The organism is Micromonospora coxensis, from assembly GCF_900090295.1.
Classification (GTDB): Bacteria; Actinomycetota; Actinomycetes; order Mycobacteriales; family Micromonosporaceae; genus Micromonospora; species Micromonospora coxensis.
In genome coordinates, this window is the sequence record NZ_LT607753.1 from 3,903,645 (window position 1) to 3,927,084 (window position 23,440).

Genomic DNA, 23,440 nt, shown 5'->3' on the forward strand with positions numbered 1-23,440 from the left:
TGTCCCGGCCCCGGCCGGTCCGGTCGGCGCTCACCGGGTGGCGGCGACCGGCGCGAGGGCGCGGGCGGCGGCCCGGGTGCGCCGACCCCGGTGCAGCGCGTCCACCGTGAAGATCACCAACGCCACCCAGACCAGGGTGAAGCCGGCCAGCCGGGCCGGCGGCATCGGCTCGTCGAAGATCAGCACTCCACAGCCGAGCTGGAGGATCGGGGCGAGGTACTGCAACATGCCGAGCCCGGACAGGGGCAGCCGGTTGGCCGCGCCGGCGAAGAGCATCAGCGGGACGGCGGTGGCCGCCCCGGCCAGCACCAGCAGCGCGGTGTGCCCGGCCGACACCTGCCCGAAGGTGGCCGCGCCCCGGGACGCGAGCCACCCCAGGTACGCCAGGGCGGGCAGCGCCAGCACCGCCGACTCGACGAAGAGTCCCTCCGCGGCGGGCAGCCCGAGCCGCTTCTTGACCAACCCGTAGCCGGCGAAGCTGAAGGCCAGGGTGAGCGCCAGGTACGGCAGCCGGCCGTAGTCGACGGTGAGCACGGCGACGGCCAGCGCGCCGACGCCGAGCGCCGCCCACTGCGCCGGGCGCAGCCGCTCGCGGAGCACGAAGACGCCGAGCAGCACCACGACCAGCGGGTTGATGAAGTAGCCGAGGGCGGTCTCCACCACCCGGTCGGAGTTCACCCCGTAGATGTAGGTGCCCCAGTTGAGCCCGATCAGCACCGCCGCCGCGCCGATCCCGGCGAGGGTACGGGGGCGGCGGGCCAGCGCGCGCAGGAAGCCGATGTTGCGCATCGCGGCCAGCACCAGCGCGACGAAGACCACCGACCAGACGATCCGGTGCGCCAGGATCTCCAGCGCGCCGGCCGGGCGCAGCAGCTTGAGGTAGACCGGGAAGAAACCCCAGATCAGGTAGGCGCCGAAGCCGTAGAGGTAGCCGAGGCGGGTCGGGTTCACCGCTCCACCGTAAGGGCCGGTGAGCCGATCGGCTCCTTTCCGGTGAGCGGAGTCACCGGCCGCCGGTCCAGCTCCATCCAGCGCTCCGGCGTGACCGGGGTGAAGCCCACCCCGGCGTACACCCCGTGCGCGTCGAGGGTCGCCAGCAGGATCCGGTGCACGCCGAGGGAGGCCAGATGGTCCCGGACGGCCGTGGCCAGCCAGGTGCCCAGCCCGCGCCCCCGCTCCTCCCGGGCGACGTAGACGTCGCAGAGCCAGGCGAAGGTGGCCCCGTCGGTGACCACCCGGGCCACCGCCACCTGCCCGCCGTCGGGCACCCGGTGCACGGCGTACGGGATCGAGCCGGCGAAGGCGCGGGCGACGGTCTCCCGGCTGCGCCCCAGCGCCCAGTACGCGTCGGTGGAGAGCCAGTGGTGCACCCGGTCCAGGTCGAGCCGGTCCGGGTCGGTGCTGAGCAGGTAGCCGTCGTCGCGGGTCAGGGTGAACACCCCCGCGACGCTAGCCCGACCGACTCCCACCCGCGCCGACCAATTCCCGCCATCTGGCCGTCGGTCGTGGCCGATGGCAGGGCGCCCGGATGCGGCCCGCCACCGGTCGCGGCGGGCCGCAACGCGGCCGGTGGCTCAGTCGCGGTCGAGGACCGCCCCGAGGATCCAGGTCACGATGCCGACGAAGAGCGCGCCGAGCACCGCCTCCGGCCAGAAGCTCTCCACGTGGAAGGGCAACCCGGCCTGGTCGGCGATCCAACTCGTCAGCAGGAACAGCAGTCCGTTGACCACCAGTGCGATCAACCCGAGGGTCAGCAGGTACAGCCCGCAGCCGACGGTCTTGATGATCGGCTGGAGCACGGCGTTGACCACGCCGAAGATCACGGCGACCAGCAGCAGCGTGGTGACCGTCTCCACCGCCGAGTCGGAGTCCAGGGTGATGCCGGGGATGAGCAGCGTCGCCAACCAGAACGCGACGGCCGTGGCACCCAGCCGGATCAGCAGGCCCTTCAGAAAACCCATGGCCGGGATCGTGCCACGGGAGATCCACCCGGGGAACCCTCCGGCGGACCCGGAATCAGCGCCGCGCGGGCCGGCCGATCAGCTGCGACTCGATCGGGGTGGGGGAGAGCAGCGCCCAGCGCAGCGCCCGCCGGTTCACCACCGCCACCATGTCGTCCCGGATCCGGGTCAGCCACTCCGCCGAGCCGCCCAGCCCCAGCGCGGTGCCGGCCAGCGCCGCCTCCTGCGCGTCCAACGGTTGCAGCACCGCCAGGTCGGCCCGGCCCAGCACGTCCACGTCGGACGCGGTCAACTCGTCGCGTACCACCAGGGTGGCCCGCCAGGCCGGGCCCGGCGTCGGCTCGACCGGCGCCGCGCCGGCGTCGACCACCAGCAGCAGCGGGCACAACGGGGAGCCGGGCGCGCCGCCCACCGGACGGCCCGGTGGCAGCACCGCCACCCCGCCCCCGGTGCTGCCCACACCGCGCACGAACGGCTCCCACACCCGGGGGCGGCCGGTCTGCACCGCCACCCGCGCGCCCAGCGCCATCGCCCGCAGCACCAGCAGTTGCGCCGCGCGTACCCCGCCGACGAGGACCAACCGGGTGCCCTCGGCGCGGAACAGCCGCACGGTCACCGCCCCGCCGTGCCGGTTCGCGCCCACCATCAGGCCCCCGCCGCCGATCGACAGCTCCAACGGCTCCGGCTCCGGGCCGGGCGGGACCGGGCCGCCGGCCACCGCGAGCGGCAGGGTGACGGCCAGCGCGCCGAGCTGCTCGCCGTCGAGCCGGCGCACCTCACCGCCGGCGTCGGAGACGAGCCGGTGCAGCGCCTGCGCGGCCAGCGCCAGCTCGTCGGGCGTCCAGGCGGTCAGCCGTACCGTCAGCTCGGCCGGCGCCGGGACCGGATCGGCGCCGGCACGCGGACCCGCGCAGAGCGCGACGCTGGTCGCGGTCGCCGGCAGCGCCAGCAGCCGGGACACCAGCCGCCGGCCCAGGTCGGTCCGGGGGTCGGGCCAGCGGGTCAGCCGGAAGCCGGCCTGGAGCAGGTCGCCGGAGCAGACCGCCGGCCAGGTCTCCCGGGTCGCCCGCGCGCCGTCGTGGTGGGCCAGCTCCCCGAGTACGCGCAGCGCGGCGTGCTCACCGAGCGGACGCCCGCCGGCCGGCCCGAGCCGGCGCAGGATCCGGCGTACGGTGCCGGAGAGGGCGCGGCGCAGCTCCTCGTCCGACCAGCCGTCCACCCGCAGCACCCGCACCGCCAGCAGGGCCCGCTCCTGGCCCGGCAGCCGTCCCTCGGTCAACTGCCGATACGACGTGCCGGCCGTGCCGCCCGCCGCGCCGGGCGCGGGCGCCGGGGCGGCGTGCAGGAGGAGCTGGACCCGCACCGGCGGGTGGTCGGGCGCCGCCGGTGGGAGCAGGGTGGCGGGCGCGGGCAGTGGACGCCGACCGTCGCCGAGCAGGTCGCCCGGGTCGCCCAGTTCGAGCAGGGCGGTCAGCCCGGTCGCGTCGTCGACGACGGCGGCCGGTTCGCCGGACAGTTCGGCGGCGCGCACCGCGGCGCCCGGGAGCACCAGGTCCAGCAGGGCGTCCGGGCCGGCGGTCGGGGCGAGCGCGCGCCGCCGGGTGACGTAGCCCAGGGCGGTGCCCAGCCACTCGAAGAGCCACCGGCCACGCCAGCGCACCCAGGCCGTGGCGAGCAGCGCGCCGGCGGCGAGCAGGGCGAGCCCGGTCGTCGCGGCGCCCCGGCCGGTGGCCGCGACGACCAGCGCCACCGCGACCTGGGCGGCCACCACCTGGCCGGCGCGGACGGCGGTCGACGGGCGGGCGGCCGTCAGCCACTGCGGCGGCAGCGGCTGGCGGTGGACCGCCCCCACCTGCCGTCCGGTCGTGCTCGCCGTCACCGCGTCTCCTCCGCTCGACGTGTGGGGCCGCTCGGCTCCGGTGCGCCGGCCGCGACGGGGTCGCGCCGTTCCCGCGACCGCACCGCGACGGCGGCGTGACCCATGGTAAGGGGCCGCCGGTCCGCCGGTTGTCCACAGGGGAGGGCGAGGGGGTAGCACGACGGCGATCGGGCCGCTACCGTCAGCGACGAGTTCGGCTGACCGTGCGCGCCGGGGCCACCCGTCCGGCGCAACGTCCACCCTGGACGTGTCGACGGCCGGCCACGATCGAGGAGACGAGGTGACGTCCGGGTGTCCCAGACCCAGGCAGAAGCCGCGGTGATGCAGCAGACCGCCGCGAAGTTCGAGCAGGTGGACCAGTCCCTGCAGAGCATGCTCAGTGGCCTGCTGGCCGAGTTGGAGGTGTTGCAGCAGGCCTGGCGGGGCGCCGGTGGGCGTTCGTTCGAGCAGGTCAAGCAGCAGTGGTCGCAGGACCAGGCGGCGTTGCAGCGGGCGTTGCGGGAGACCGCGTCGGCGATCCGCACCGCCGGCCAGCAGTACGACGCCTCGGACACCGAGGCCGCCGGCCGGGTCGCCGGCACCCACCGCGGCATCCAGTTGCCGCTGTAACCGCACCGAGGGGGAGGACATCCGATGGACAACGGTGTGCTGGTCGTCAACTTCGCCGCGCTGCAACAGGCCAGCGCGGACATCCAGAAGGCGTTGAACACGCTCGACTCGCAGCTCGGCCAGCTCGAACGGGACGCCGCCCCGTTGGTGGCGAGCTGGGCCGGCGAGGCGCAGCAGGCGTACGAGCAGCGGCAGGCGCGGTGGCGCTCCGCCTCGCAGGACCTCCAGGCGATGCTGCGGGACATCAAGCTCGCGGTGGACGACTCCGCCGGCGACTACCTCAACACCGAGAAGCGGAACGTCGGCCTGTTCCAGTGAGACCGGCCGCGCGGCGGCGCCCGACCATCCCGTCGGCGCGCCGCCGCCGTCGTTCCCGGCCCCGCCCGCGCCGCGCCCACCGTGGCTGCGGCCGGCCGGCCGTGCTGAGCCGTGCGGCTCCGGACGGCCGAGCCCGTGCGTCGGACCAGCAGGTGCTCGACGACGGTGTCCTGGCAGACCCGGACCCGGTAGGCCGGGCTGTGGGTCAGGGTTCCCGGTCAGGCCGGGCCGGCCGGGCGCCAACCGCGCCGCACGCCGCGCGGCAGCACCAGCGCCAGCAGGACCGCCGCCGCCACCGCCGCGCCGGTGACCCCGGCGACCAGCAGCGCCCGGTCCCGGGCCGCAGCCCGCCGGTCCGACCGGGCGAGCAGCGCCGGGTCCGGGCGGTCCGCCGGCAGGGTGGCCGGCGGGCGGTACGCCACCGGCCCGGAGCCGGTGTCGGCGACCGCCCGGTACGGGTTGAGCACCCCGGCGCCGTACCCGCCGCGGTCGCCGGGCGCCGGGTCGGCGGTGCTCACGATCCGCTCCGCCACCTGCGCGGCGGTCAGATCGGGCCGGTACTGCCGGATCAGCGCCGCCGTGGCCGCCACGAAGGGTGCCGCGTAGCTGGTGCCCTCCGCCCGGTGGTGTCCCTGCCCCGGCGCGGCCATCAGCACGTCACTGCCGGGCGCGACCAGGTCGACGTACGGACCGGTCTGGGAGAAGTCCGCCCGCAGGCCGTCGGCGCCGATCGCCCCCACCCCGAGCACGCCCTCGTAGGCGGCCGGGTACGGGCGGGGGTCACCGCTGTCGTGCAGGTTGCCGGCGGCGGCCACCACCACCACGTCCCGGCGTACCGCGTAGCCGACCGCCGCGCGGACGGCCGGGTCGTCCGCGTACAGCACCACGGAGAGGTTCAGCACGTCGGCGTCGTGGTCCACGGCCCACCGGATGGCCCGGGCGAACTCCGTCGCGCTGACCGTCCGCCCCGACTCGCGTCCCTCGACGACCTGCTGCTCGCTGACCCGTACCGGCAGGATGCGGGCCCGGGGCGCGAGCCCCTGGAAGGCGACGCCGTCGCCGGGGGCCGCCGCGATGATGCTGGCCACCCCGGTCCCGTGACCGGCGCAGTCGCGCCCGCCGTCACCGCCCGGGTCGAGGAAGTCCGCCCCGGCGAGCACCTGACCCCGCAGTTGCGGGTGCCGCGGGTCCACCCCGGAGTCGATCACCGCGACGGTGACCCCGGCGCCGGTGGCCAGGGGCGCGAGGCGGTCCGGGGCGTACCGCTGCTGGGTCCAGGGCGGGGCGGCGACGGCGCGGGCCGGGGCGAGCGGGGCGGTGCACCCGGGCGCGGGCGCGCGGGCCGTCACGGACCCCGGCACGGCGGCGCGGGCCGGGGTGACCGACGACACGGCGACGGCCGGGAGCCCGGTCAGCAGGGCTGCGGCCAGGACCGCGACGGCCGGTCGCGTGCTGGGCCGGTACATCGACCGCCTCCGTATCGTGTCGACTCCGGAACGGGATGTTATCGCCCCGAGGTCGCGGCGGCGGCCCGCCGCCGGTCCAACCCATTGTGATCTTGTTCGTACCTTGTAGGTTGTACGCGATGCCTATGGCCTGTTAGCGGGAGGAGAGGTGGCCGTGACCGACTGGGAGCCGGCTACCGAGGTCGAGGCGGCGATGCGGGACGCGCTGCGCGCCGACGACCAGCAACTCTACTTCCGCATCCTGGCCGGCACCGACCTGTTCCTCCCGGTCTCCGCGCAGGCGCTGGCCGGCGAGGCGCCGATGGGCTGGGGCACCTGGACCACCGGCGGCCGGACCCACGTGCTCGCCTTCACCTCGCCCGCCGCGATGCGCGCCTGTCTCGGCGCCGACGCCGGTCCCAGCCGGCGCAGCCCGTACGCCGACCTCGCCGCCGCCTGGCCCCACCACGAGTGGTGGCTGGCGGTCAACCCGGGCCTGCCGGTCGAGGGCTACCTCCCGGCCTGGTTCGTCTCGCAGCTTTCCCGGGGCGACGTGCGGCTGCCCGGCCGCACCATGGGCGCCCGCGCCCGGCTGGAGCGGGTGGAGTCGCTCGCCGCCGAGCAGCCGGGCGCCGGTCCCGCGGATGCCTGGGGCCAGCCGCAGCCGCCTGCGGCGATCGGCGGTGTTCCCGACGCTCCGCCCGCCCGGCCGGCCACCGGCCAGGTCCCGCACCCGGCGCGGGCCGCCCACGGCCCCGGTGCCGCCCCGGCGCGTACGCCCGGTGGGCAACCGACCGTCCCCGCCCCCGCGACCCGCCCGGAGGCCGTACCGGCCGATGCCGGGGACCCGGCGAACGGCGAGCCCGGCCCCCGGCCCGACCCGCGTGACGGCGGTGCGGGCCGGCCGGGCCCCGCCTGGCCGATCCCACCGCGGCGTCGTCTGCTCGCCGAGGGCGCGGGCGCCCGGTCCACCGGGGACGAGGGCCCGCCCAACGGGCACAGTTCCTTCTTCGAGCCGGCCTCCGGCCGGAGCGCGGCGGCGCGGGCGTTCCGCGACAATCCGCTGCGCTCGGGCGAACGGGCCGCCCCGCCACTGCGGCCCGGACTCGGCGGCCAGCCGTTCCCCCGCCGCCGTCCGGCCGGCCAGCCGGGCGACGACCCGACCCGCGCGTTCCGGATGGACACCGACCAGGCGAGGACGCCCCCGGTCCCCGGGCCGGGGACGAACGGCTCGCGGCCCGAACGGCCGGCGGAGGCGCCCACCCAGGCCTTCCGGGCACCCGGCGCCGAGGCCACCGAGGCCCTGCCACGACGCCGGCCGACGCCCGCGCCGACACCGGCCGAGGAGCCCACCCAGCCGCTGACCGACCCGGCTCCGCGCCCGGTGCCCGCGCCGACCCCGGTGGAGGAGGTGGCGCAGCAGACGCCCGTGTCGTACGCCGAACCGGTCTCCGCGCCGCCCGCGCCGCGCCGGGGCTTCTCGCCCATCGTCATCGAGGGCACCGTCATCGAGTCCCGCGACCTGCCCGTCTCCGACGAGCCCGCGCCGGCGCCCGCGCCCCGGCCCGCCGCGCCGCCGGTCGACACCGGTCGGGACGAGCCCCCGGCCGGCTCCGACGCACCCCCGCACGGCACCCCGGGTGGCCCGCTCACCGCCCCGTACGGCCCCGAGGCCGAGGAGCCGACCGTGCCGGTCGTCCCCGCCTCCGGCGAACCGACCCGGCCGATCTCGCCGGCCGCCGGGGCGGTCCCGCCGCAGCGCCCGGCCGCGCCGGACGCGGAGGGCCCCACCGAACCCCTCGACTCGCTCTTCGCCGACCGGTCCGTGGACCGCGCCGAACCGACCATGTCGCTCGGTTCGGTCGACCGTGCCGAGCCGACGGTGCCGCTCGCCTCGCCCGACCGGGCCGAGCCGACGGTGTCGTTCGGTGCGCAGGACCGGGCGGAGTCGACGGTGCCGCTCGCCTCGCCGGACCCGGCCGACCCGACCGTGTCGCTCTTCGCCGACCGGCCCGGGGCGGTGGACCGCGCCGATCCGACGGTGCCGCTCGCCTCGCCCGACCGGGCCGACCCGACGGTGTCGTTCGGTGCGCAGGACCGGGCGGAGTCGACGGTGCCGCTCGCCTCGCCCGACCGCGCCGACCCGACGGTGCCGCTCGCCCCGCCGGACCCGGCCGAGCCGACCGTGTCGCTCTTCGCCGACCGGTCGGCGGTGGCCTCGGCGGACGGTGGCGCCGCGCCGGTGACCTCCGCTGCCGAATCGGCGACGCCGGCCGACCCGGCGACGGTGGTGAGCCCCGCACCCGAGCCGACCCCCGCCGCTCCCGTTCCGAACGACCTCCACCCGCCGGTGACCTCACCCGTGGGTGAGGCGTACCCGCTGGACGAGGTGTACCCGGTGGACGGCGGCGCCGGGGAGGCGGTGCGAGCCGCACCGGAGCCCGCCGTCCTCCCACCGCCCGCCGACCCGGGGTTCCTGCCGGCGAACGAGGTCGAGGAGGAGTTGCTGGACGCCGCGGGCGTCGGCAGCACCGACACCTTCCTGTCGACCCTGCTGCTGGCCCGGGTGCTGCTGCCCGTCGCCCCGGACTCGGCCCCCGGCAGTCGCCCCGGCGACCCCGGCTTCGTCTGGCGTACCGAGGAACTGGACGGGGAGCGCTACGTGGTGGTGCACACCTCGCCGGAGCGGCTGGCCGATCACGCCGACGCGGCCGTGGAGACGGTCGAGGTCCGGTTCGTGCAGCTGATCCGGCGCTGGCCGGACGAGCAGTGGTCGTTCGCGGTCAACCCGGGCACACCGGTCGGGGCGAAGCTGCCGGGTGAGCAGATCGTCGCGTTGGCCAACTGGGCGGCCGAGATGGGGCTCGGCGACGACGCCGAGCCGGAGGCGGCGACCGAGCCGGCGCCGGCCGATACCCCCCGGTACGTCCCGACGGCCAACGACCCCACCAAGCCCGTGGTGATGCAGAAGGCGATCGCCCCGAGCCAGCTCGCGTACTACCTGGAGCGTGGCTACGACCGGGTGTCCGGCTTCGTGCACCGGGCCAACGAGCTGGCCCACCTGACCACCCCGGCCCAGCTGCACGACGCGCTCGGCCTCGGCTACCCGGACTCCCCCTTCGCCCGGGACGCCGAGACGATCTACGTGCTGCGCTGGCCGGCGTACCGGCCGAGCCTCTACCGCATCCCGTACGGGGGGCAGAACGAGGCCGCCATGCGGGCGATGGAGGGGTGGGTCATCGAGCGCGCGCCGTTCCGGGGCAACGGGTTCGCGCCGGGCGAGAGCAGCGACGTGGTGGCCGAGTTCAAGGTGGACAGCGCCCGGTTGCCGCACGGCGCGCAGCTCTGGCGCCTCGGCGCGGACGGCAGCGAGCGGGTGATCGCCATCCTCGACACCGACACGCTGGTGTGGCGACAGGTGGGTGAGCCGTGACGCGCGACGGTTACGTCGCCCGCTGGCGCGGGCGCGAGTACCAGGCCAGCCCCGACGGCGACGACGTCCGGATCTACCAGCCCGAGCCCGGTGAGGGCTTCGAGGAGGTACGCCCCGGCCGGTACGTGCGGGTCCTGCCGGCCACCGAGGTGGAGGAGCTGGCGTACGTGCGGACCACCTGCACCTGGCAGGGTCAGCCGTTCATCGTCCTCGGCGAGCACGACGGCTGGCTGCGGGTGGAGTACACCGGTGGTCGCTGGCCGGTGGCGAAGGCGATGGGCCTGGAGGTCTTCGACTTCGGCGTCTACCAGGGCTGGGCCCCCGCCGCCGAGGTGGCCGATCTACGCGAGCAGCGGGTCTGAGTCAGGACTTCGTCCAGCGCAGGATCTCGCCGAGCACCACCTCGCGGGCCTCGACGTGCGGGAAGTGCCCCACCCCGTCGAGCAGCCGCCACTCGTACGGGGCGCTGACGTAACGGCCGGAGCCCTGGGCGGTCCGGGGCAGCGAGGCGGCGTCGAGCGCGCCGTGCAGTTGCAGGGTGGGCGTGACGAGGGGCTTCTGCATCAGCCGGACGAAGCGGTAGCCGTGCAGCCGCAGCACCGACCGGAACGCCCACCGGTAGCCCTCCATCGCGCAGAAGGCGGCCTGCGGGATCTGGATCGCCTCCCGGCAGCACCGCGCGTACGCCTCGAAGTCCGGGCTGTGGGTCCAGCGGGGGCCGCCCCAGCGGCGCAGGATCTCCTCGACGGCGGCTCCGCCGTCCCGGGTCAGCACGTGCTCGTAGCGGGGGAGTTGGAACTTCAGCGTCGGCGTGGAGGCGGTGAACTGCCCGCGCGGGTCGGCGAAGATGGCTGCGCGCAGCCGCAGCGGGTGCGGTGCCCCGAGCACCACGAGCCGCCGGACCAGGGTGGGGTGGAACGACGCGGCGGTCCAGCCGATCAGGCCGCCCGCGCCGGTGCCGACCACGGTCGCGGACCGCTCGCCGAGGGCGCGGATCAGCCCGGCGACGTCGGCGGCGAGGGTGTAGCCGTCGTACCCCCGGGGTGGCTTGTCGCTGGCGCCGTAGCCGCGCAGGTCGACGGCGACCGCCCGGAAGCCGGCGTCGGCGACCGCCGGGAGGATCTCGTGCCAGGCCCACCAGTACTCGGGGAAGCCGTGCAGGAAGAGCACCATCGGTCCGGTCCCGGCCTCCACGACGTGGAACCGGCTGCCGTTCGCGCCGACGAAGCGGTGCGTCCACGGCCCCTCGGTCAGGACGCAGGACTCGTCGACGGCCCCGCCACGCTGCTCGGTCATGTGCCACAGCCTAGGGCCCCGGTGCCGGTGGTCCGTTCCGCCGATGCGCCGGGTGGCCGGGACCGCTCGGCCGGGGTCAGCCGACCGGGCTGATCTTCACGATGCTCGCGGGGATGCCGGGCCCGCAGTCGATCCTCGGCACGGCCGAGGAGATGGTGACCTTGACGGTGGTGCCGGTGCCGTAGGTGCCCATCCCCGCGCCGTAGAGGGCGTACTCCCGGCCGTCGTCGGTGACCAGGCCGTAGCAGGGCCCGTCGCCGCCCCGGACGATCCGGCCGGCGAGCACGTCGGTGCGGCGGCTGTCGGTCGGCGTCTTCGGCAGGGTCGGGGTCGGCGGCAGGGTCGGCAGTTCGGTGGCGGAGAGCGGGGTGGGGCGGCCGGCGGAGGGGACCGGCCGGCCGGACGGCGGCTGCGCCGACGGCGTACCGGAGGGGACCTCGGCGGGCAGGGACGGCGACGGCGACGTGGCGCCGGGCGTCGGTTCCTCGGACACGGTGTCTCCGTTCCCGGCACAGCCCGCGAGGGGTACGAGCAGGGCCAGCGTGAGCGCGGCCGGCAGGCCGACGGTACGTGGTGTCACACCCCTCGGACGCGGCGGCGGCCCCGTCGGTTCCCGGGGTGGCGTGATCGGGCTGGTCCGGGTGGGGAAAGGGCGATGCCCGGGCAGGTGACCCTGCCCGGGCATCGGTGGTGCGGTGATCAGCGGATCAGGAGAAGCGGACCTTCAGCGAGGTGCCGTTCTGCTCCAGGACGCGGATCTTGGTGCCGGTGGCCGGGAGCTTGACGCCGTGGTTCGGCAGCTCCTCGTACCAGTACTTCTTGGTGTCGTCGAACAGCGGCTGCGCGGCCTGCCCCCGGATGTACTGCGGCTGGCTGTTGATGTGCAGCGTGAACGAGTCCGCCTTCTTCAGGCTGAACGGCGCGTCGTAGACCTGGACGCGGGCCCGCCAGGGCTGCCCGGTCAGGTTGTAGATCGGCCGCGGGTGCGCGTCGATGATCATGTTACGACCTTCGCCCGGGTGCTCGAAGGTGTCGTTGTCCGCCCACCGGGTGTTCCAGTAGGAGATCAGCAGACCCTCCTGGTACGCGTAGTGGTCCACGTAGTCCGGGCGGGTGTTCGCGTAGCCGAAGTAGTACGGGCCGGTCTTCAGGTACTGGTCGTACGAGACGTACGACCGGTTGCCGGCGATGTAGTAGTTGTCGAACAGGCGGGTGTAGGTCTCGGCCTGGATGCTGAACCCGTTCAGGGTCCAGCCCTCGGCACCGGCCTCGGCACCGTCGCTGAGCACGGTCTGCCCGTCGGCGGTCACGGTGATCGCGTCACCGTAGAAGCCGCCGGAGGAGACACCGCCGTCGGTCTGGTAGCGGAGCCGGAACTGCACGACCTGGCCGGCGAGCGCGTCCATCGGGATGGTCACGTCGACCCACTGGTCGTCGCTGGAGCCGTCGAGCGCGAAGCGCCCGGCCGAGATCTCCTTGAGGGCCTTGCCGTTGGCCGTGCCCGGCAGCGTGGACCAGTTCTGGCCACCGTCGGTCGAGGCCTCGAAGAAGAGGTAGTCGTAGTCCTCCTCGATGTTGTAGCGACCCTTCATCGACAGCGTGGCGCTGCTCTTCCCCGTGAGGTCGATGGTCCGCGTCATCGAAGTGTTCAGGTCGTCCTCGTTGCCCGAGAAGAACTGCTTCTCACCCTCGAACGGCTTGCCGTTCTGGAAGGTGTACTCGCGCTGCGGCAGCACCACCACGGCGGCCTGGGCCTTGGCGGAGTTGTACTCCTGCGGGCCCAGTTCCAGGGTGCGCTTCTGGCCGGCCACGACGACCTCGTAGTCGAGCCAGCCGAGCTGGAGCTTGTTCCAGGCGCCGAGGTCGCCGCCCCGCTCGCCGATGCCACCGTCGTTCTTGGCGCCGAGCCGGCTCTGGGCCATCAGGGTCCAGTGCTCGTTGTTGTTGTCCCCACCGTTGGTGACGTTGTAGTCGTCCGGCAGACCGAGGTCGTGGCCGTACTCGTGGTAGAAGACGCTGCGGCCGCCGTTCTCCGGCTGGATGGTGTAGTCACCGATCCACACGCCCGTGTTGCCGATCTGGGTACCGCCGGCCGGGAAGTTGGCCGGGCCGGTCGAACCCTGGTCGGACGCGAAGGCGTACCAGCGGTGGCTCCAGATGGCGTCCTCACCCTGGTACGGGTCACCGTCGGCCTCGTCGCCGCCGGAGTGGACGATCTGGAAGTGGTCGATGTAGCCGTCCGACTCGTTGAAGTCACCGTCGGCGTCGTGGTCGTAGCGGTCCCACTGGTCCATCGCCTTGACGTCGGCGGCGATCTCCTCGTCGGAGCGCCCCTGCGCCTTCTGGTCGGCGACCCACTTGTTGGCGGCGTCGCGGACCAGCGCCCAGGTGTTGGTGCAGACGTTCGAGCCGCACGGGTAGCCACCCGAGCGGCCGTACCGGGCCTCGTTGTACTGGACCTTGACCCAGTCGGTGACCTTGCCCTCGACGCTGTAGCGACCCGAGGACTGGGCCTCGTAGTACTGCTTCAGCGACTCGTCGCCCTGACCGGTACCGAAGTAGAGCTTGCGGTAGTAGTCAGCGCTGTAGTCCGCCTGCCAGACGGTGGAGTTGTCCACCGCGCGGTTCGGCTTCGGGATCTCGTTGTGCAGCGGCCCGTCGAACCGGGTCGGACCCGGGGTGTCCGGGTCGGTGTCCTGGTCCGGGTAGTTCGGGTGCCGCTCGTTGCCGAACTCCGCGAGGATCACGAAGATCCGGTCGGTCTGCTCGCGGGAGAGCTCGACGTACTGGTCCTGCGTCGGGGTGGAAGCCCCGAACGTCCGGGCGCTACGCCCCTCGGCCTGGGTCTTGCCGACCTTGACGACCGTGCTGCCGTTGATCTTCTGCGCCTTGGCCCTGCCGGACAGGACCTCGCTCAGGCCCTCCTGACGCAGTGCCCGCCGCTTGGTCTCGAGCGGGTTGGGCAGATCGTGATCGACGTGAGCGTGCTCGGCGGTCGACGGGGCGGTCGCCGGCGAATTCGCCGCCGGCGCGGCGCTGGCGGACGTGCCCGTCACCAGTCCTGTCGCCGTCAGCGAGAGCCCGAGCAGACCCACTGCGACTTTGCGCACGTGGTACCTCCGGTGTGAGGGAACCGGCCCAACGGGGGTACGGGCCGGTGAATGCGTCCGACTGGTGGGACCAGTGGGACTCATGGTGAACATAGACACTGCCGGGACCGGTGGGAAGACGCCCGCGTCGATTTGTTGCAACTTCTTGATGGGAATGCTTTTCACCGTCACACATCCGCTGTTCATCAACGGCTGTGAGCTGGGAAGACCTGCCGGCGCGGTATTCGCAGTGACAGATTTCGATCAGATTGCGATGGCGCGCAAAACAGTGGGGGCCGGTGGCGTGTGCCACCGGCCCCCACTGTCGACCAATCGGTCAGTTGGTGACCTTCACGACCATGTCGTCGGTCGGGTCGGTGCCCTGCTTCAGGATCTCGATCTTGGTGCCGGTGCCGGCCACCTTCACCGAGTTCCACGGGTTGTTGCTGTTCCAGTACTTGTTGATGCCGTTGTCGGTGAAGACCGGCGTCGGGTCGAGCTGCGGCACGGTGACCGCCACCCCGTTGCGGTGGAAGGTCTGTGCCGGCTTGGCGTACAGGCTGAACGTCGCGTCGTAGCCGTTGCGACGGTTGCTGATGGTGCCCTGTCCGCCAACGTTGATCTTGCCGGGGCGCACGTCCACCGGCAGGTTCAGGCCGTAGCCCGGGTGCTGCGAGGTGTTGTTGTCGCCGTACGCGAGGTTCACGTACCACACCAGCATGCCGGGGTGGTTCGCGAAGCGCTCCACGAAGTCCGGCCGGGTGTTGCCGAATCCGAAGTTGTACCCACCGGTGCGCAGGGTGTCGTCGTAGCCGACGTAGGACCGGTTCTCCGCGATGTAGAAGCGGGGGTACGAGTCGGTGACCGAGCCGGTCATCCGGGTGAAGCCCTTGGCGGTCCACTCGGCGGCCAGCGTCTCCGCGTCGTCGGTCCAGGCGACCGCGCCGTTGGAGACGAGGGAGATGTTGTCCAGGAACGCGCCGGCGAGGTGCACGCCGCCGTCGGTCTGGTAGCGGTAGCGGAACTGCACGGTCTGCCCGGCGTACGCGGACAGGTCGTAGGTCAGGTCGACCCAGTTGCCGCTGGTGGAGCCGTCGACCCCGGTCTCACCGGCGTCGATCGACGAGTTGCTCAGCGGAGCCCAGGTGGCGCCACCGTTGGTGGACACCTCGGCGTAGAGGTAGTCGTAGTCCTCTTCGATGTCGTACCAGGCCTTGGCGGTGATCGACGCGGAGGTCGAGCCGCTCAGGTCCAGCGTCCGGGTCAGCGTGGTGTTCAGGTCGTCCGCGCTGCCACCCCACCACTCGTACGAGCCCGCGAACGGGGTGTTGTACGAGGTGGTCTGGGTCTGCGGCGGGAGGTTGACCACCACGGCCTGGGCCTTCGGGCCGTCGCTGTCCCCGGCCGGGCCGAGGGTCACCTGGGTGCTGCCCTTGCCGTACTCCACGGTCGAGTAGTTCAGCCAACCGAGGTACAGCTTGGAGAACGGGTCCATGTAACCCGGGGTGGAACCGATGTCGTCGGTGCCGTGGCTCAGCCACGAACCGGACGCCATGAGGCTCCAGAAGCCCACGCCGTTGTCGCCGCCGGCGGTGTCGTAGTAGTCCGGCAGACCGAGGTCGTGGCCGTACTCGTGGGCGAACACGCCCAGACCGCCGTTCTCCGGCTCCGTGGTGTAGTCACGGATCCACATCCCGGTGTCGCCGATCTGCACGCCACCGGCGAGGTTGCCGGCCGGACCCGCGGAGCCCGCGAGGTTCGGGAAGGCGGCCCACCGGTGCGACCAGATGGCGTCCTCGCCCTGGGCGCCGCCGCCGGCCTCCTCGCCCTCACCGGCGTGCACCGCCTGGAAGTGGTCGATGTAGCCGTCGGCCTCGTTGAAGTCGCCGTCGCCGTCGAAGTCGTACCGGTCCCAGATGTCGAACTGGGCCAGGTACTCCTTGATCTGCTCCGGCGTCTTGCCCGCCGCCTTCTGCGCGTCGTACCAGGCGGTGGCGGTGTCCTTGACGAAGTTCCAGTACCCGTCGGCCTCGGAGATGGCAGGGCTGCCGTACCGGGCCTCGTTGAAGGGCACCTTCACCCAGTCGCTGACGTCCCCGTTGACCGTGTAACGCCCGCCGGACTGCTTGAAGTAGAAGTCCCGCATCGACTCCCCAGGACCGAACATCATGTCCTGGAAGTGGGCCCGGTTGAAGTCCGACCGCCACAGGGTGCTGTTGTCGTCGGTCGAGTTGCCGTCCCAGTTGCGGTCCGGCCGGGGGATCTGGTTGTGGACCGGGCCGGCAGCTCCACCGGTCCGGGGGTCCGTCTTGTCGCCGAACTCGACCAGCATGGTGAAGATCGGGTCGGTCTTCGGGGACTGCTGGTACTCGACGAACAGGTCGTCCTTGACCTGGATGACCTTCGAGCCGTTGCGCGTCTGAAGCTTGGCCTTGCCGGAGAGCAGGTCGGAGATGGCCTGCTTCTTGATCTCCCGCTGCTGATCCGCCTTCGGATCGGGGAGGTTGTCCTTGCCGTGCTTCGCCTTGTCGGCGCCGGGGGCCGGCTCCGCCGCCGGAGCGGCAGTGGCCGGGGCCGTGACGACACCGGCCGCCAGCAGCGCGGCCGCAGCCGAGGCCAGGCCGGCTGTGACTCGTCTCCTCAAAGGTCCTCCTCCTTTGTGGATCTGTTACATGACGGGGACGACCGAAGCCGGCACTGTCATGTGATGCGTCACTCACGATGACAGAGCTTTCGACAGTTGTCACGGGTCAATTACGGCAGGAAGTGGGCTTCAAAACGGACCAAATCTGCTCGAATTGCCCGGCTGAATCGCGGCGGATTCACGTTACGTTTCGGCCACGATCACCTAGCGTGATGGTGATTATGGAGTCCCCTTAGGGGAGCGAAGGAGCCCCGAAAAATGTCACACCGATTGACTGCGGACGTTCCGGGCGCGTAAGAGGCGGGGCCCGCCGGTGAGCAAGTGTGCTCACCACCGGGCCCCGCCGTGTGTCCCGAGGGACGGATGCGGACGGATCAGTTCGTCGCGGGCGTCACCTGGACGGTCGCGTACGAGTTGTCCTTGGCGGTCCGCAGGATCCTGATCGACACGCCGTAGCCCACGCCCGCGTCACCCGGGTTGCCCGTGCCGAGGACGGTGAAGCCGAGGTCGGTGCCGTACAGGCCGGTCGCCGGGGAGCCGTCCGGGTTGGTGATCCGGGTGGTGTAGGGCGCGTTGCCCCGCGACGGCAGCACGACCGAGGCGTCGTTGTCCCGGGCGAACAGGCGCCCGTCGCGGACCTCGATGCCGGGGTACCAGCCCTTGCTGTCGGTGAAGACCGGCACCGCGGGCTGCGCCGCGAAGTCGGTGCAGTACTCGCTGTACGGCTCGTCCGCCGCCTCCAGGCACTCCTTGAAGGGGTACGTGGAGTTCAGCGAGAAGGCCGCGTTCGCCGACTGCGGCCGGCTGGGCAGGTTGTCCAGCGTCGACGGGTCCTTCGCGGCCGCCGCGCCCTGCCGGCGGTACGGGTCGAAGTGCGAGTCGACGATGAGCAGGCCGCCCTTGGCGCCGTAGCTGGGCAGCGCGGTCAGCTGCGCGGTGACGTGGTTGACGTCGCCGAGCGCGGTGTCCCGGTACCAGACCAGCATGCCCGGGGCGTTGTACGACAGCTTGTCCACCTTCCAGGCGTCCCGCGAGTAGACCGTGTCGTAGGCGTACTTCAGGCCGTTGTCGAAGCCGTCGAAGTTGCGCCACTCGGCCAGGTAGTAGTGCGCCTGGATGCTGGTGCCGCCGTCGATGCGCCAGCCCGCGCCGGTGGTGTCGACGAAGGTGCCGCCGGTCTGGGTCCAGCCGTTGGCCCCGCCCTCGACGTCGTCGCTCCAGGTGGTCGCGCCGCCGCCGGTGACCGAGAAGTCGTCGGCGAACCAGCCCCGCTCGAGGAACGCCTCGTCGGTGGCCTGCCGCAGCCGCAGCTGCACCGTCGTGCCGGCGTACGCCGACAGGTCGACGTAGTCGTGGCGCCAGCCGTGGGTGTCACCGGTCAGGCCGTACTTCTTGTTGCCGAAGTCGACCATGCGGCCGTTCGGGTCGGCGTAGTCGTCGTCGGTGCTGACCAGCTTGCCCGCGGCGTCGTAGACCTTCTGCTCGCGCCAGGTGGCGCCACCGTCGGTCGAGACCTCGACGAAGCCGTAGTCCCAGTCCTCCTCGATGACGTAGTTGTTCCACATCCAGAACTTCGCGTCGCCCGCCGCCGGCACCGCCACCTGGCGGCTCAGCTTCACGTCGGCCCAGTCCTGGTCGGCGCCGGAGTACCACATGTTCGCGCCGCTGTGCGGCGTGGCGAGCGTGACCACCTTGTTCGGCAGGTTGATCTTGATGCCGTCCTTGGTGCCCACCGGCGTGCGCGACGTCTGCCCGAGCTGGACGTCACGCGGGTCGCTGCCCGGCGCGATGGTCAGCGGGTCGGCCCAGCCGAGCACCCACTTGTCCCAGAGGCCCATGTGGGTCGGCAGCGCCTGGAAGATCTCGCCCGAGTGCGAGCCGGACGCCATCAGGTCCCAGAAGTCGACGTCCGAGTCGGCGTTGCCGGAGGTGTCGTAGAGGTCCGGCAGGCCCAGGTCGTGCCCGAACTCGTGGGCGAAGACACCGACCCCGGCGTCCTCCGGCTGCACGATGTAGTTCGACACCTGCAGGTCGGTGCCGGGGATGGTGTAGCCGCCGGCGATGGACGACGAGTGCGCCCACACCGCGTACACGCCCTCCGCGCCGCCGCCGCGGGACTTGCCCTGGCCCGCGTGCACCAGCACCAGGTGGTCGATCACGCCGTCCGGCTCGAAGACGTTGCCGTCACCGTCCCGGTCGCCCTGGTCCTCGATGTCGTAGTCGGCCCACGGGAAGTTCGGGTCCATCTTCGCGAGGGTGTCGATGGCGTCGGTGGCGAGCCGCCCCGCGCCCTGCGGGTTGTCCGGGTGGCCGTTCATCGACTGCTGCCGGCCGGCGACCCAGTTGCCGTTCTCGTCCCGGAAGCAGCGCGACGCCGCGTACCAGCCCTCCGAGTGCGGCACGGTGATCCACGGGCTGGCCTGCCCGTCCACCGTGTACGCGCCCTTGGACATCTCCAGGTACATGTTGTGCATGGTCCGGCCGGCCAGGCTGATGCCCGGCTTGCCGTCCGGCCCGGTCAGGTCCTTGCGGACCCGCTCGGTGATGCCCTCCTTCGTGTAGAGCATCTTGTCGAAGTGCTCCGGCGAGAAGTCCGGCACCCACATCGAGTTGTTGTCCAGGTGCGGCAGCGCGGCCGGGTCGGGGATGTTGTTGTGCTTCGGTCCGTTCTGCACGGTGCCGAGGACACAGCTCCGGTCCTCGAAGACCGTCTTGGGGACCATGACGTCGGTGAAGTCGTCGTTGGCCTGGTCGTTGAACTCCACCAGCAGGGTCAGCAGCTTGGCGGTCTGGGTGCCCTTGGCGTTCTTGATCTGCCGGGGGTTCTTGCCGGTCCTGATCGCCTGCGCCTCGGTCTTCGCGAGCTGGCGGGCGGCCACCGGGTTGCCCCGGGCGAACTTGCGGTCGTACGCGCGGGCCTCGTCGACGGCCGGGGCGTGGATGCCGCCCTTGCCCTTGACCTCCTTGCCGTCGGTGTCCGGTTGCACGGCCGGCTCGGCGTAGTTGATGTAGAACTCGTCGGTGCCGATCGTGGCCCGGGCGGGGCCGGACTCCTGGGCTGCCGCGCTGCCCGTCACGGTCAGTGACGTGGCGGCGAGGGCGATGGCGGGCAGCGCGACGAGTATGCGTCGGCGTGACCCGGATCGGGGAATGGTGTTCATGCCGCTCCGTTTCTCGGGCATGGGGAGAGAGGAATCGCCGGCTGCGGGTCGAAGTGACGCGCGTCGAAATCCGGCCGATGCGGCTGAACCTAAATGAGAAAGGAGCCGTCCGACAGGGGGCGACGAGCGCCTTTGGCCGTTCAGCCCGCCTCGACTCCACCGACCGAACGATTCGTACCCGGAAAACGGAACCGGGGTGGGTGACGGTCCGTGCGGACCGCCACCCACCCCGGGGGCCTGCGTGCGATGTCAGTCCTCGTCGGACTTCCCGCCACCCATGCCCGAGGAGATCAGTTCCATCACCGAGGAGTCCTGGAGCGTCGTCACGTCGCCCAGCGAGCGGTTCTCCGCCACGTCCCGCAGCAACCGGCGCATGATCTTGCCGGAGCGGGTCTTCGGCAACTCGGGCACCAGCATGATCTGCCGGGGCTTCGCGATCGGGCCGAGCGTCCTCGCCACGTGGTTGCGCAGCTCGGCGATGAGCTGCTCGCCCGCCTCCCCGGCGGTGTCGGTGCTGCCGCGCGGGATGGCGAAGGCGACGATCGCCTGACCGGTGGTCGGGTCGGTGGCGCCCACCACCGCCGCCTCGGCCACCGCCGGGTGCGACACGAGCGCCGACTCCACCTCGGTGGTGGAGATGTTGTGCCCGGACACCAGCATCACGTCGTCGACCCGGCCGAGCAGCCAGATGTGCCCGTCGTCGTCCTTCTTCGCCCCGTCACCGGCGAAGTACATGCCCTCGAACCGCGACCAGTACGTCTCGATGAACCGGTTGTCGTCGCCCCAGATGGTGCGCAGCATCGACGGCCACGGCTCCCGCAGCACCAGGTAGCCACCGCCGCCGTTGGGCACCGACCGGCCCTGGTCGTCCACCACGTCGGCGACGATGCCGGGCAGCGGGGTCATCGCCGAGCCCGGCTTGGTCTCGGTCACGCCCGGCAGTGGCGAGATCATGATCGCGCCGGTCTCGGTCTGCCACCAGGTGTCCACGATCGGCAGCTCGCCCCGGCCGACGTGCTGCCGGTACCACATCCACGCCTCGGGGTTGATCGGCTCGCCGACGCTGCCGAGCAGGCGCAACGAACTCAGGTCGTACCCGGCGGGGATGTCCTCACCCCACTTCATCATGGTGCGGATCAGTGTCGGCGCGGTGTACAGGATGCTGACCTTGTACTTGTCGACGATCTCCCAGAACCGGCCCTTGTGCGGGGTGTCCGGGGTGCCCTCGTACATGACCTGGGTGGCGCCGTTGGAGAGCGGCCCGTACACGATGTAGGAGTGCCCGGTGACCCAGCCGATGTCGGCGGTGCACCAGTAGACGTCGGTCTCCGGCTTCAGGTCGAAGACCGCGTGCGTCGTCCAGGACGCCTGGGTGAGGTAGCCGCCGGTGGTGTGCAGGATGCCCTTCGGCCGGGCCGTGGTGCCGCTGGTGTAGAGGATGAAGAGCGGGTGCTCGGCGTCGAACGCCTCGGCGGTGTGCTCCGCCGACGCGGTCTCCACCGTCTCGTGCCACCAGCGGTCCTTCTCCGACCAGGCCACCTCCTCGCCGGTACGCCGCAGCACCAGCACGTGCTCCACCGACGGGCAGTTCGCCACCGCCTCGTCCACCGTCGGCTTCAGCGCCGACGGCTTGCCCCGGCGGTAGCCACCGTCGGCGGTGATCACCACCTTGGCGCTGGCGTCCTGGATCCGGTTGGTCAGCGCGTCGGCGGAGAAGCCGCCGAAGACCACGCTGTGGGTCGCGCCGATCCGGGCGCAGGCCAGCATCGCCACCGCCGCCTCGGGGACCATCGGCAGGTAGATCGCCACCCGGTCACCGGCGGTCACCCCCAGCTCGGTCAGCGCGTTCGCCGCCTGGCAGGTCATCCGGTGCAGGTCGGCGTAGGTGAGGGTGCGGGTGTCACCCGGCTCGCCCTCCCAGTGGATCGCCACCGTGTCGCCCCGGCCGGCCTCCACGTGCCGGTCCAGACAGTTGTACGCCACGTTCAACCGGCCGCCGACGAACCATTTCGCGAACGGCGGCTTCGACCAGTCGAGCACCTGGTCCCACTGCCGCGCCCAGGTCAGGCGTCCGGCCTGCTCGGCCCAGAAGCCGAGCCGGTCCGCGTCGGCCCGCCCGTACGCCTCGGCGGTGACGTTGGCCGCCGCGGCGAGCGCGGCCGGCGGCGGGAACTGACGCGTCTCGTTCAGCAGGTTGGCCAGGGCCTCGCTCATGCCGCCACCTCGCTTCGCTCGGCGACGCCATGAGGCTCCTGCACCCTGAGCCTGATGATTCGCTCGCTTCGCTCGCTCATGCGGTGACTCCTTCGTCGCGTGACCTGCGTCTCCTACCCGGGTGAGGTTAGTCGCGGCCCGCGACCGCCGCGACAGCTCCGTCGGCCGTCGCGCGCCCAGCGGACACCGTCGCGCGCCCGGCGGCGCGCGCCCGTCCGTCCGCGCGTACCGGGTGCTCGTCGGCCCCGGTTTCGCGCGCGTCCCGTGCTCCGTGCCGGCAGGTCACGCTGCCGGCCGGTGCCCGTGTCCGGCGGGATCGGGCGGTCCGACGGGAGAGCGCGACCCGGTGCGCCACAGCGGCTCGGGGTCCGGCGCCGGCCCCGTGGGCCCGGCCGTGGCGTCGGCCCTCGGCCCGGCTGTGGCGTCGGCATGTGGGCCCGGCCGTGAAGTGGGTGGCGTCGGCCCGGCCGTGGCGCCGGTCGCCTTCCGGGCGGGTGCCGCCCGGCCGGGGCGTGCGGGTCGCTAGCGTGGCGGGGTGACCACCGATCCGCTCGCCCCGCTGCTCGCGCTCGCCGACATCGCCCCCGCCGTCGAGCGGGCCCGCGAGCGGGTCGACCAGGCGATGCGGCACCGCGCGCTGCGCCGGCACGGCGGCCAGGTCGCGGCCGAGGTCAGCCTCCGGTCCGCGGTGGCCAGCGCCGCCCTCGAGGGGTACGCCCACGAGCGCGAGGAGGTGCGCGCCGGCACGGTCACCGAGCCGGTGCTCCAGGGCGCGCTGCGGGTCGCCGGAGCGCTGCCCGGCCTCAGCGAGCTGTGGCCGAAGGCGCCCCGACAGGCCCTGGCGAAGCTGCACGTGCTCGCCGCCCGCGACGTGGTCGCCGAGACCGAGCTGGGCCGGCCGGTCACCGACCCGGTGGTCGCCGCCCGGCTCGACGGGCTGGCCGGGCTGGTCGCCGGCGGCACCACCGTCCCGCCGCTGGTGCTCGCCGCCGTGGTGCACGGTGAACTGCTGAACCTGCGGCCGTTCGCCGGGCCGTCCGGCGTGGTCGCCCGGGCCGCCGCCCGGCTGGTGCTGATGTCCCGCGGCTTCGACCCGCGCGGCCTGGTCGCCGTCGACGTGGGGCACCGTGAGCGGGAGCCGGAGTACGTGGGCGCGGCCGGGGCCTTCGCCACCGGCACCCCGGACGGGCTGCGCTCCTGGCTCCGGCACTACATGTCGGCGATCGAGGTGGGCGCGGACCAGCTCACCGTCATCGGCGACGAGGTGCTGGCCGCCTCCTGAGCGCGATCTGCTCGGTTTCCGGCTGTGGTCGGCTCGGTCATCCGGGCCCCGGCTAGCGTCGTCGCCCGGACCCCGGTCAGCGTCGTGTCCCGGGCGCGGTCGGCTCTGT

Annotated in this window: 16 protein-coding genes; 5 read left to right on the top strand and 11 right to left on the bottom strand. The window is 72.9% G+C overall.

Annotated features, from left to right (window positions below):
- Positions 1-30: 30 nt before the first annotated feature.
- The 4 genes from rarD to eccE all read right to left on the bottom strand — a co-directional run bounded on the left by rarD (position 31) and on the right by eccE (position 3,840).
- Positions 31-951, bottom strand: coding sequence for an EamA family transporter RarD (gene rarD / locus GA0070614_RS17800; RefSeq protein WP_088977024.1), 921 nt, complete (start codon positions 949-951; stop codon positions 31-33).
- Positions 948-1,439, bottom strand: a complete 492-nt coding sequence (locus GA0070614_RS17805; protein WP_088977025.1) for a GNAT family N-acetyltransferase — start codon at positions 1,437-1,439, stop codon at positions 948-950. The genes rarD and GA0070614_RS17805 overlap by 4 nt, the downstream gene beginning before the upstream one ends.
- Before the next feature lie 135 nt (positions 1,440-1,574).
- The gene (locus tag GA0070614_RS17810; RefSeq protein ID WP_088977026.1) at positions 1,575-1,961 is read right to left on the bottom strand and encodes a phage holin family protein; all 387 of its coding nucleotides are present in this window, start codon (positions 1,959-1,961) and stop codon (positions 1,575-1,577) included.
- 55 nt (positions 1,962-2,016) lie between these two features.
- The gene (gene eccE / locus GA0070614_RS17815; protein WP_172892457.1) at positions 2,017-3,840 is read right to left on the bottom strand and encodes a type VII secretion protein EccE; all 1,824 of its coding nucleotides are present in this window, start codon (positions 3,838-3,840) and stop codon (positions 2,017-2,019) included.
- Positions 3,841-4,131: 291 nt separating this feature from the next.
- Here eccE and GA0070614_RS17820 point away from each other — a divergent pair, with 291 nt between their 5' ends.
- Positions 4,132-4,449 carry a WXG100 family type VII secretion target gene (locus GA0070614_RS17820; protein ID WP_088977027.1) on the top strand — a complete coding sequence of 106 codons (318 nt, stop codon included), beginning with the start codon at positions 4,132-4,134 and terminating at the stop codon, positions 4,447-4,449.
- Between the two features lie 24 nt (positions 4,450-4,473).
- Positions 4,474-4,767, top strand: a complete 294-nt coding sequence (locus tag GA0070614_RS17825) for a WXG100 family type VII secretion target (protein WP_088977028.1) — start codon at positions 4,474-4,476, stop codon at positions 4,765-4,767.
- Positions 4,768-4,985: 218 nt separating this feature from the next.
- On the opposite strand, the gene mycP is transcribed toward GA0070614_RS17825, so the two are convergent.
- A complete protein-coding gene (gene mycP, locus GA0070614_RS17830) occupies positions 4,986-6,233 on the bottom strand; it encodes a type VII secretion-associated serine protease mycosin (RefSeq protein ID WP_088977029.1) in 1,248 nt (415 codons plus the stop codon).
- 154 nt (positions 6,234-6,387) lie between these two features.
- Here mycP and GA0070614_RS17835 point away from each other — a divergent pair, with 154 nt between their 5' ends.
- Both GA0070614_RS17835 and GA0070614_RS17840 read left to right on the top strand, forming a co-directional pair.
- Positions 6,388-9,645, top strand: coding sequence for an SseB family protein (locus GA0070614_RS17835; protein WP_231933315.1), 3,258 nt, complete (start codon positions 6,388-6,390; stop codon positions 9,643-9,645).
- Entirely contained in the window at positions 9,642-10,007 is a 366-nt protein-coding gene (locus tag GA0070614_RS17840) for a hypothetical protein (protein WP_088977030.1), read from the top strand. The genes GA0070614_RS17835 and GA0070614_RS17840 overlap by 4 nt, the downstream gene beginning before the upstream one ends.
- A 1-nt stretch (position 10,008) precedes the next feature.
- Here the strand turns inward: GA0070614_RS17840 and GA0070614_RS17845 are convergent, their stop codons facing one another.
- From GA0070614_RS17845 to acs, 6 genes are all read right to left on the bottom strand, one after another.
- Positions 10,009-10,941 carry an alpha/beta fold hydrolase gene (locus GA0070614_RS17845; protein WP_088977031.1) on the bottom strand — a complete coding sequence of 311 codons (933 nt, stop codon included), beginning with the start codon at positions 10,939-10,941 and terminating at the stop codon, positions 10,009-10,011.
- A gap of 76 nt (positions 10,942-11,017) precedes the next feature.
- Positions 11,018-11,434, bottom strand: coding sequence for a hypothetical protein (locus tag GA0070614_RS17850; RefSeq protein WP_197701341.1), 417 nt, complete (start codon positions 11,432-11,434; stop codon positions 11,018-11,020).
- 214 nt (positions 11,435-11,648) lie between these two features.
- Positions 11,649-14,036 carry an immune inhibitor A domain-containing protein gene (locus GA0070614_RS17855; protein ID WP_088977032.1) on the bottom strand — a complete coding sequence of 796 codons (2,388 nt, stop codon included), beginning with the start codon at positions 14,034-14,036 and terminating at the stop codon, positions 11,649-11,651.
- A gap of 331 nt (positions 14,037-14,367) precedes the next feature.
- A complete protein-coding gene (locus tag GA0070614_RS17860; RefSeq protein ID WP_088977033.1) occupies positions 14,368-16,674 on the bottom strand; it encodes an immune inhibitor A domain-containing protein in 2,307 nt (768 codons plus the stop codon).
- Positions 16,675-17,048: 374 nt separating this feature from the next.
- Entirely contained in the window at positions 17,049-19,856 is a 2,808-nt protein-coding gene (locus tag GA0070614_RS17865; protein ID WP_172892458.1) for an immune inhibitor A domain-containing protein, read from the bottom strand.
- 228 nt (positions 19,857-20,084) lie between these two features.
- Entirely contained in the window at positions 20,085-22,049 is a 1,965-nt protein-coding gene (gene acs / locus GA0070614_RS17870; protein WP_088977035.1) for an acetate--CoA ligase, read from the bottom strand.
- A 535-nt stretch (positions 22,050-22,584) separates the two neighbouring features.
- On the opposite strand from acs, the gene GA0070614_RS17875 reads away from it, so the two are divergent.
- Positions 22,585-23,331, top strand: coding sequence for a Fic family protein (locus GA0070614_RS17875; protein ID WP_088977036.1), 747 nt, complete (start codon positions 22,585-22,587; stop codon positions 23,329-23,331).
- Positions 23,332-23,440: the final 109 nt, after the last annotated feature.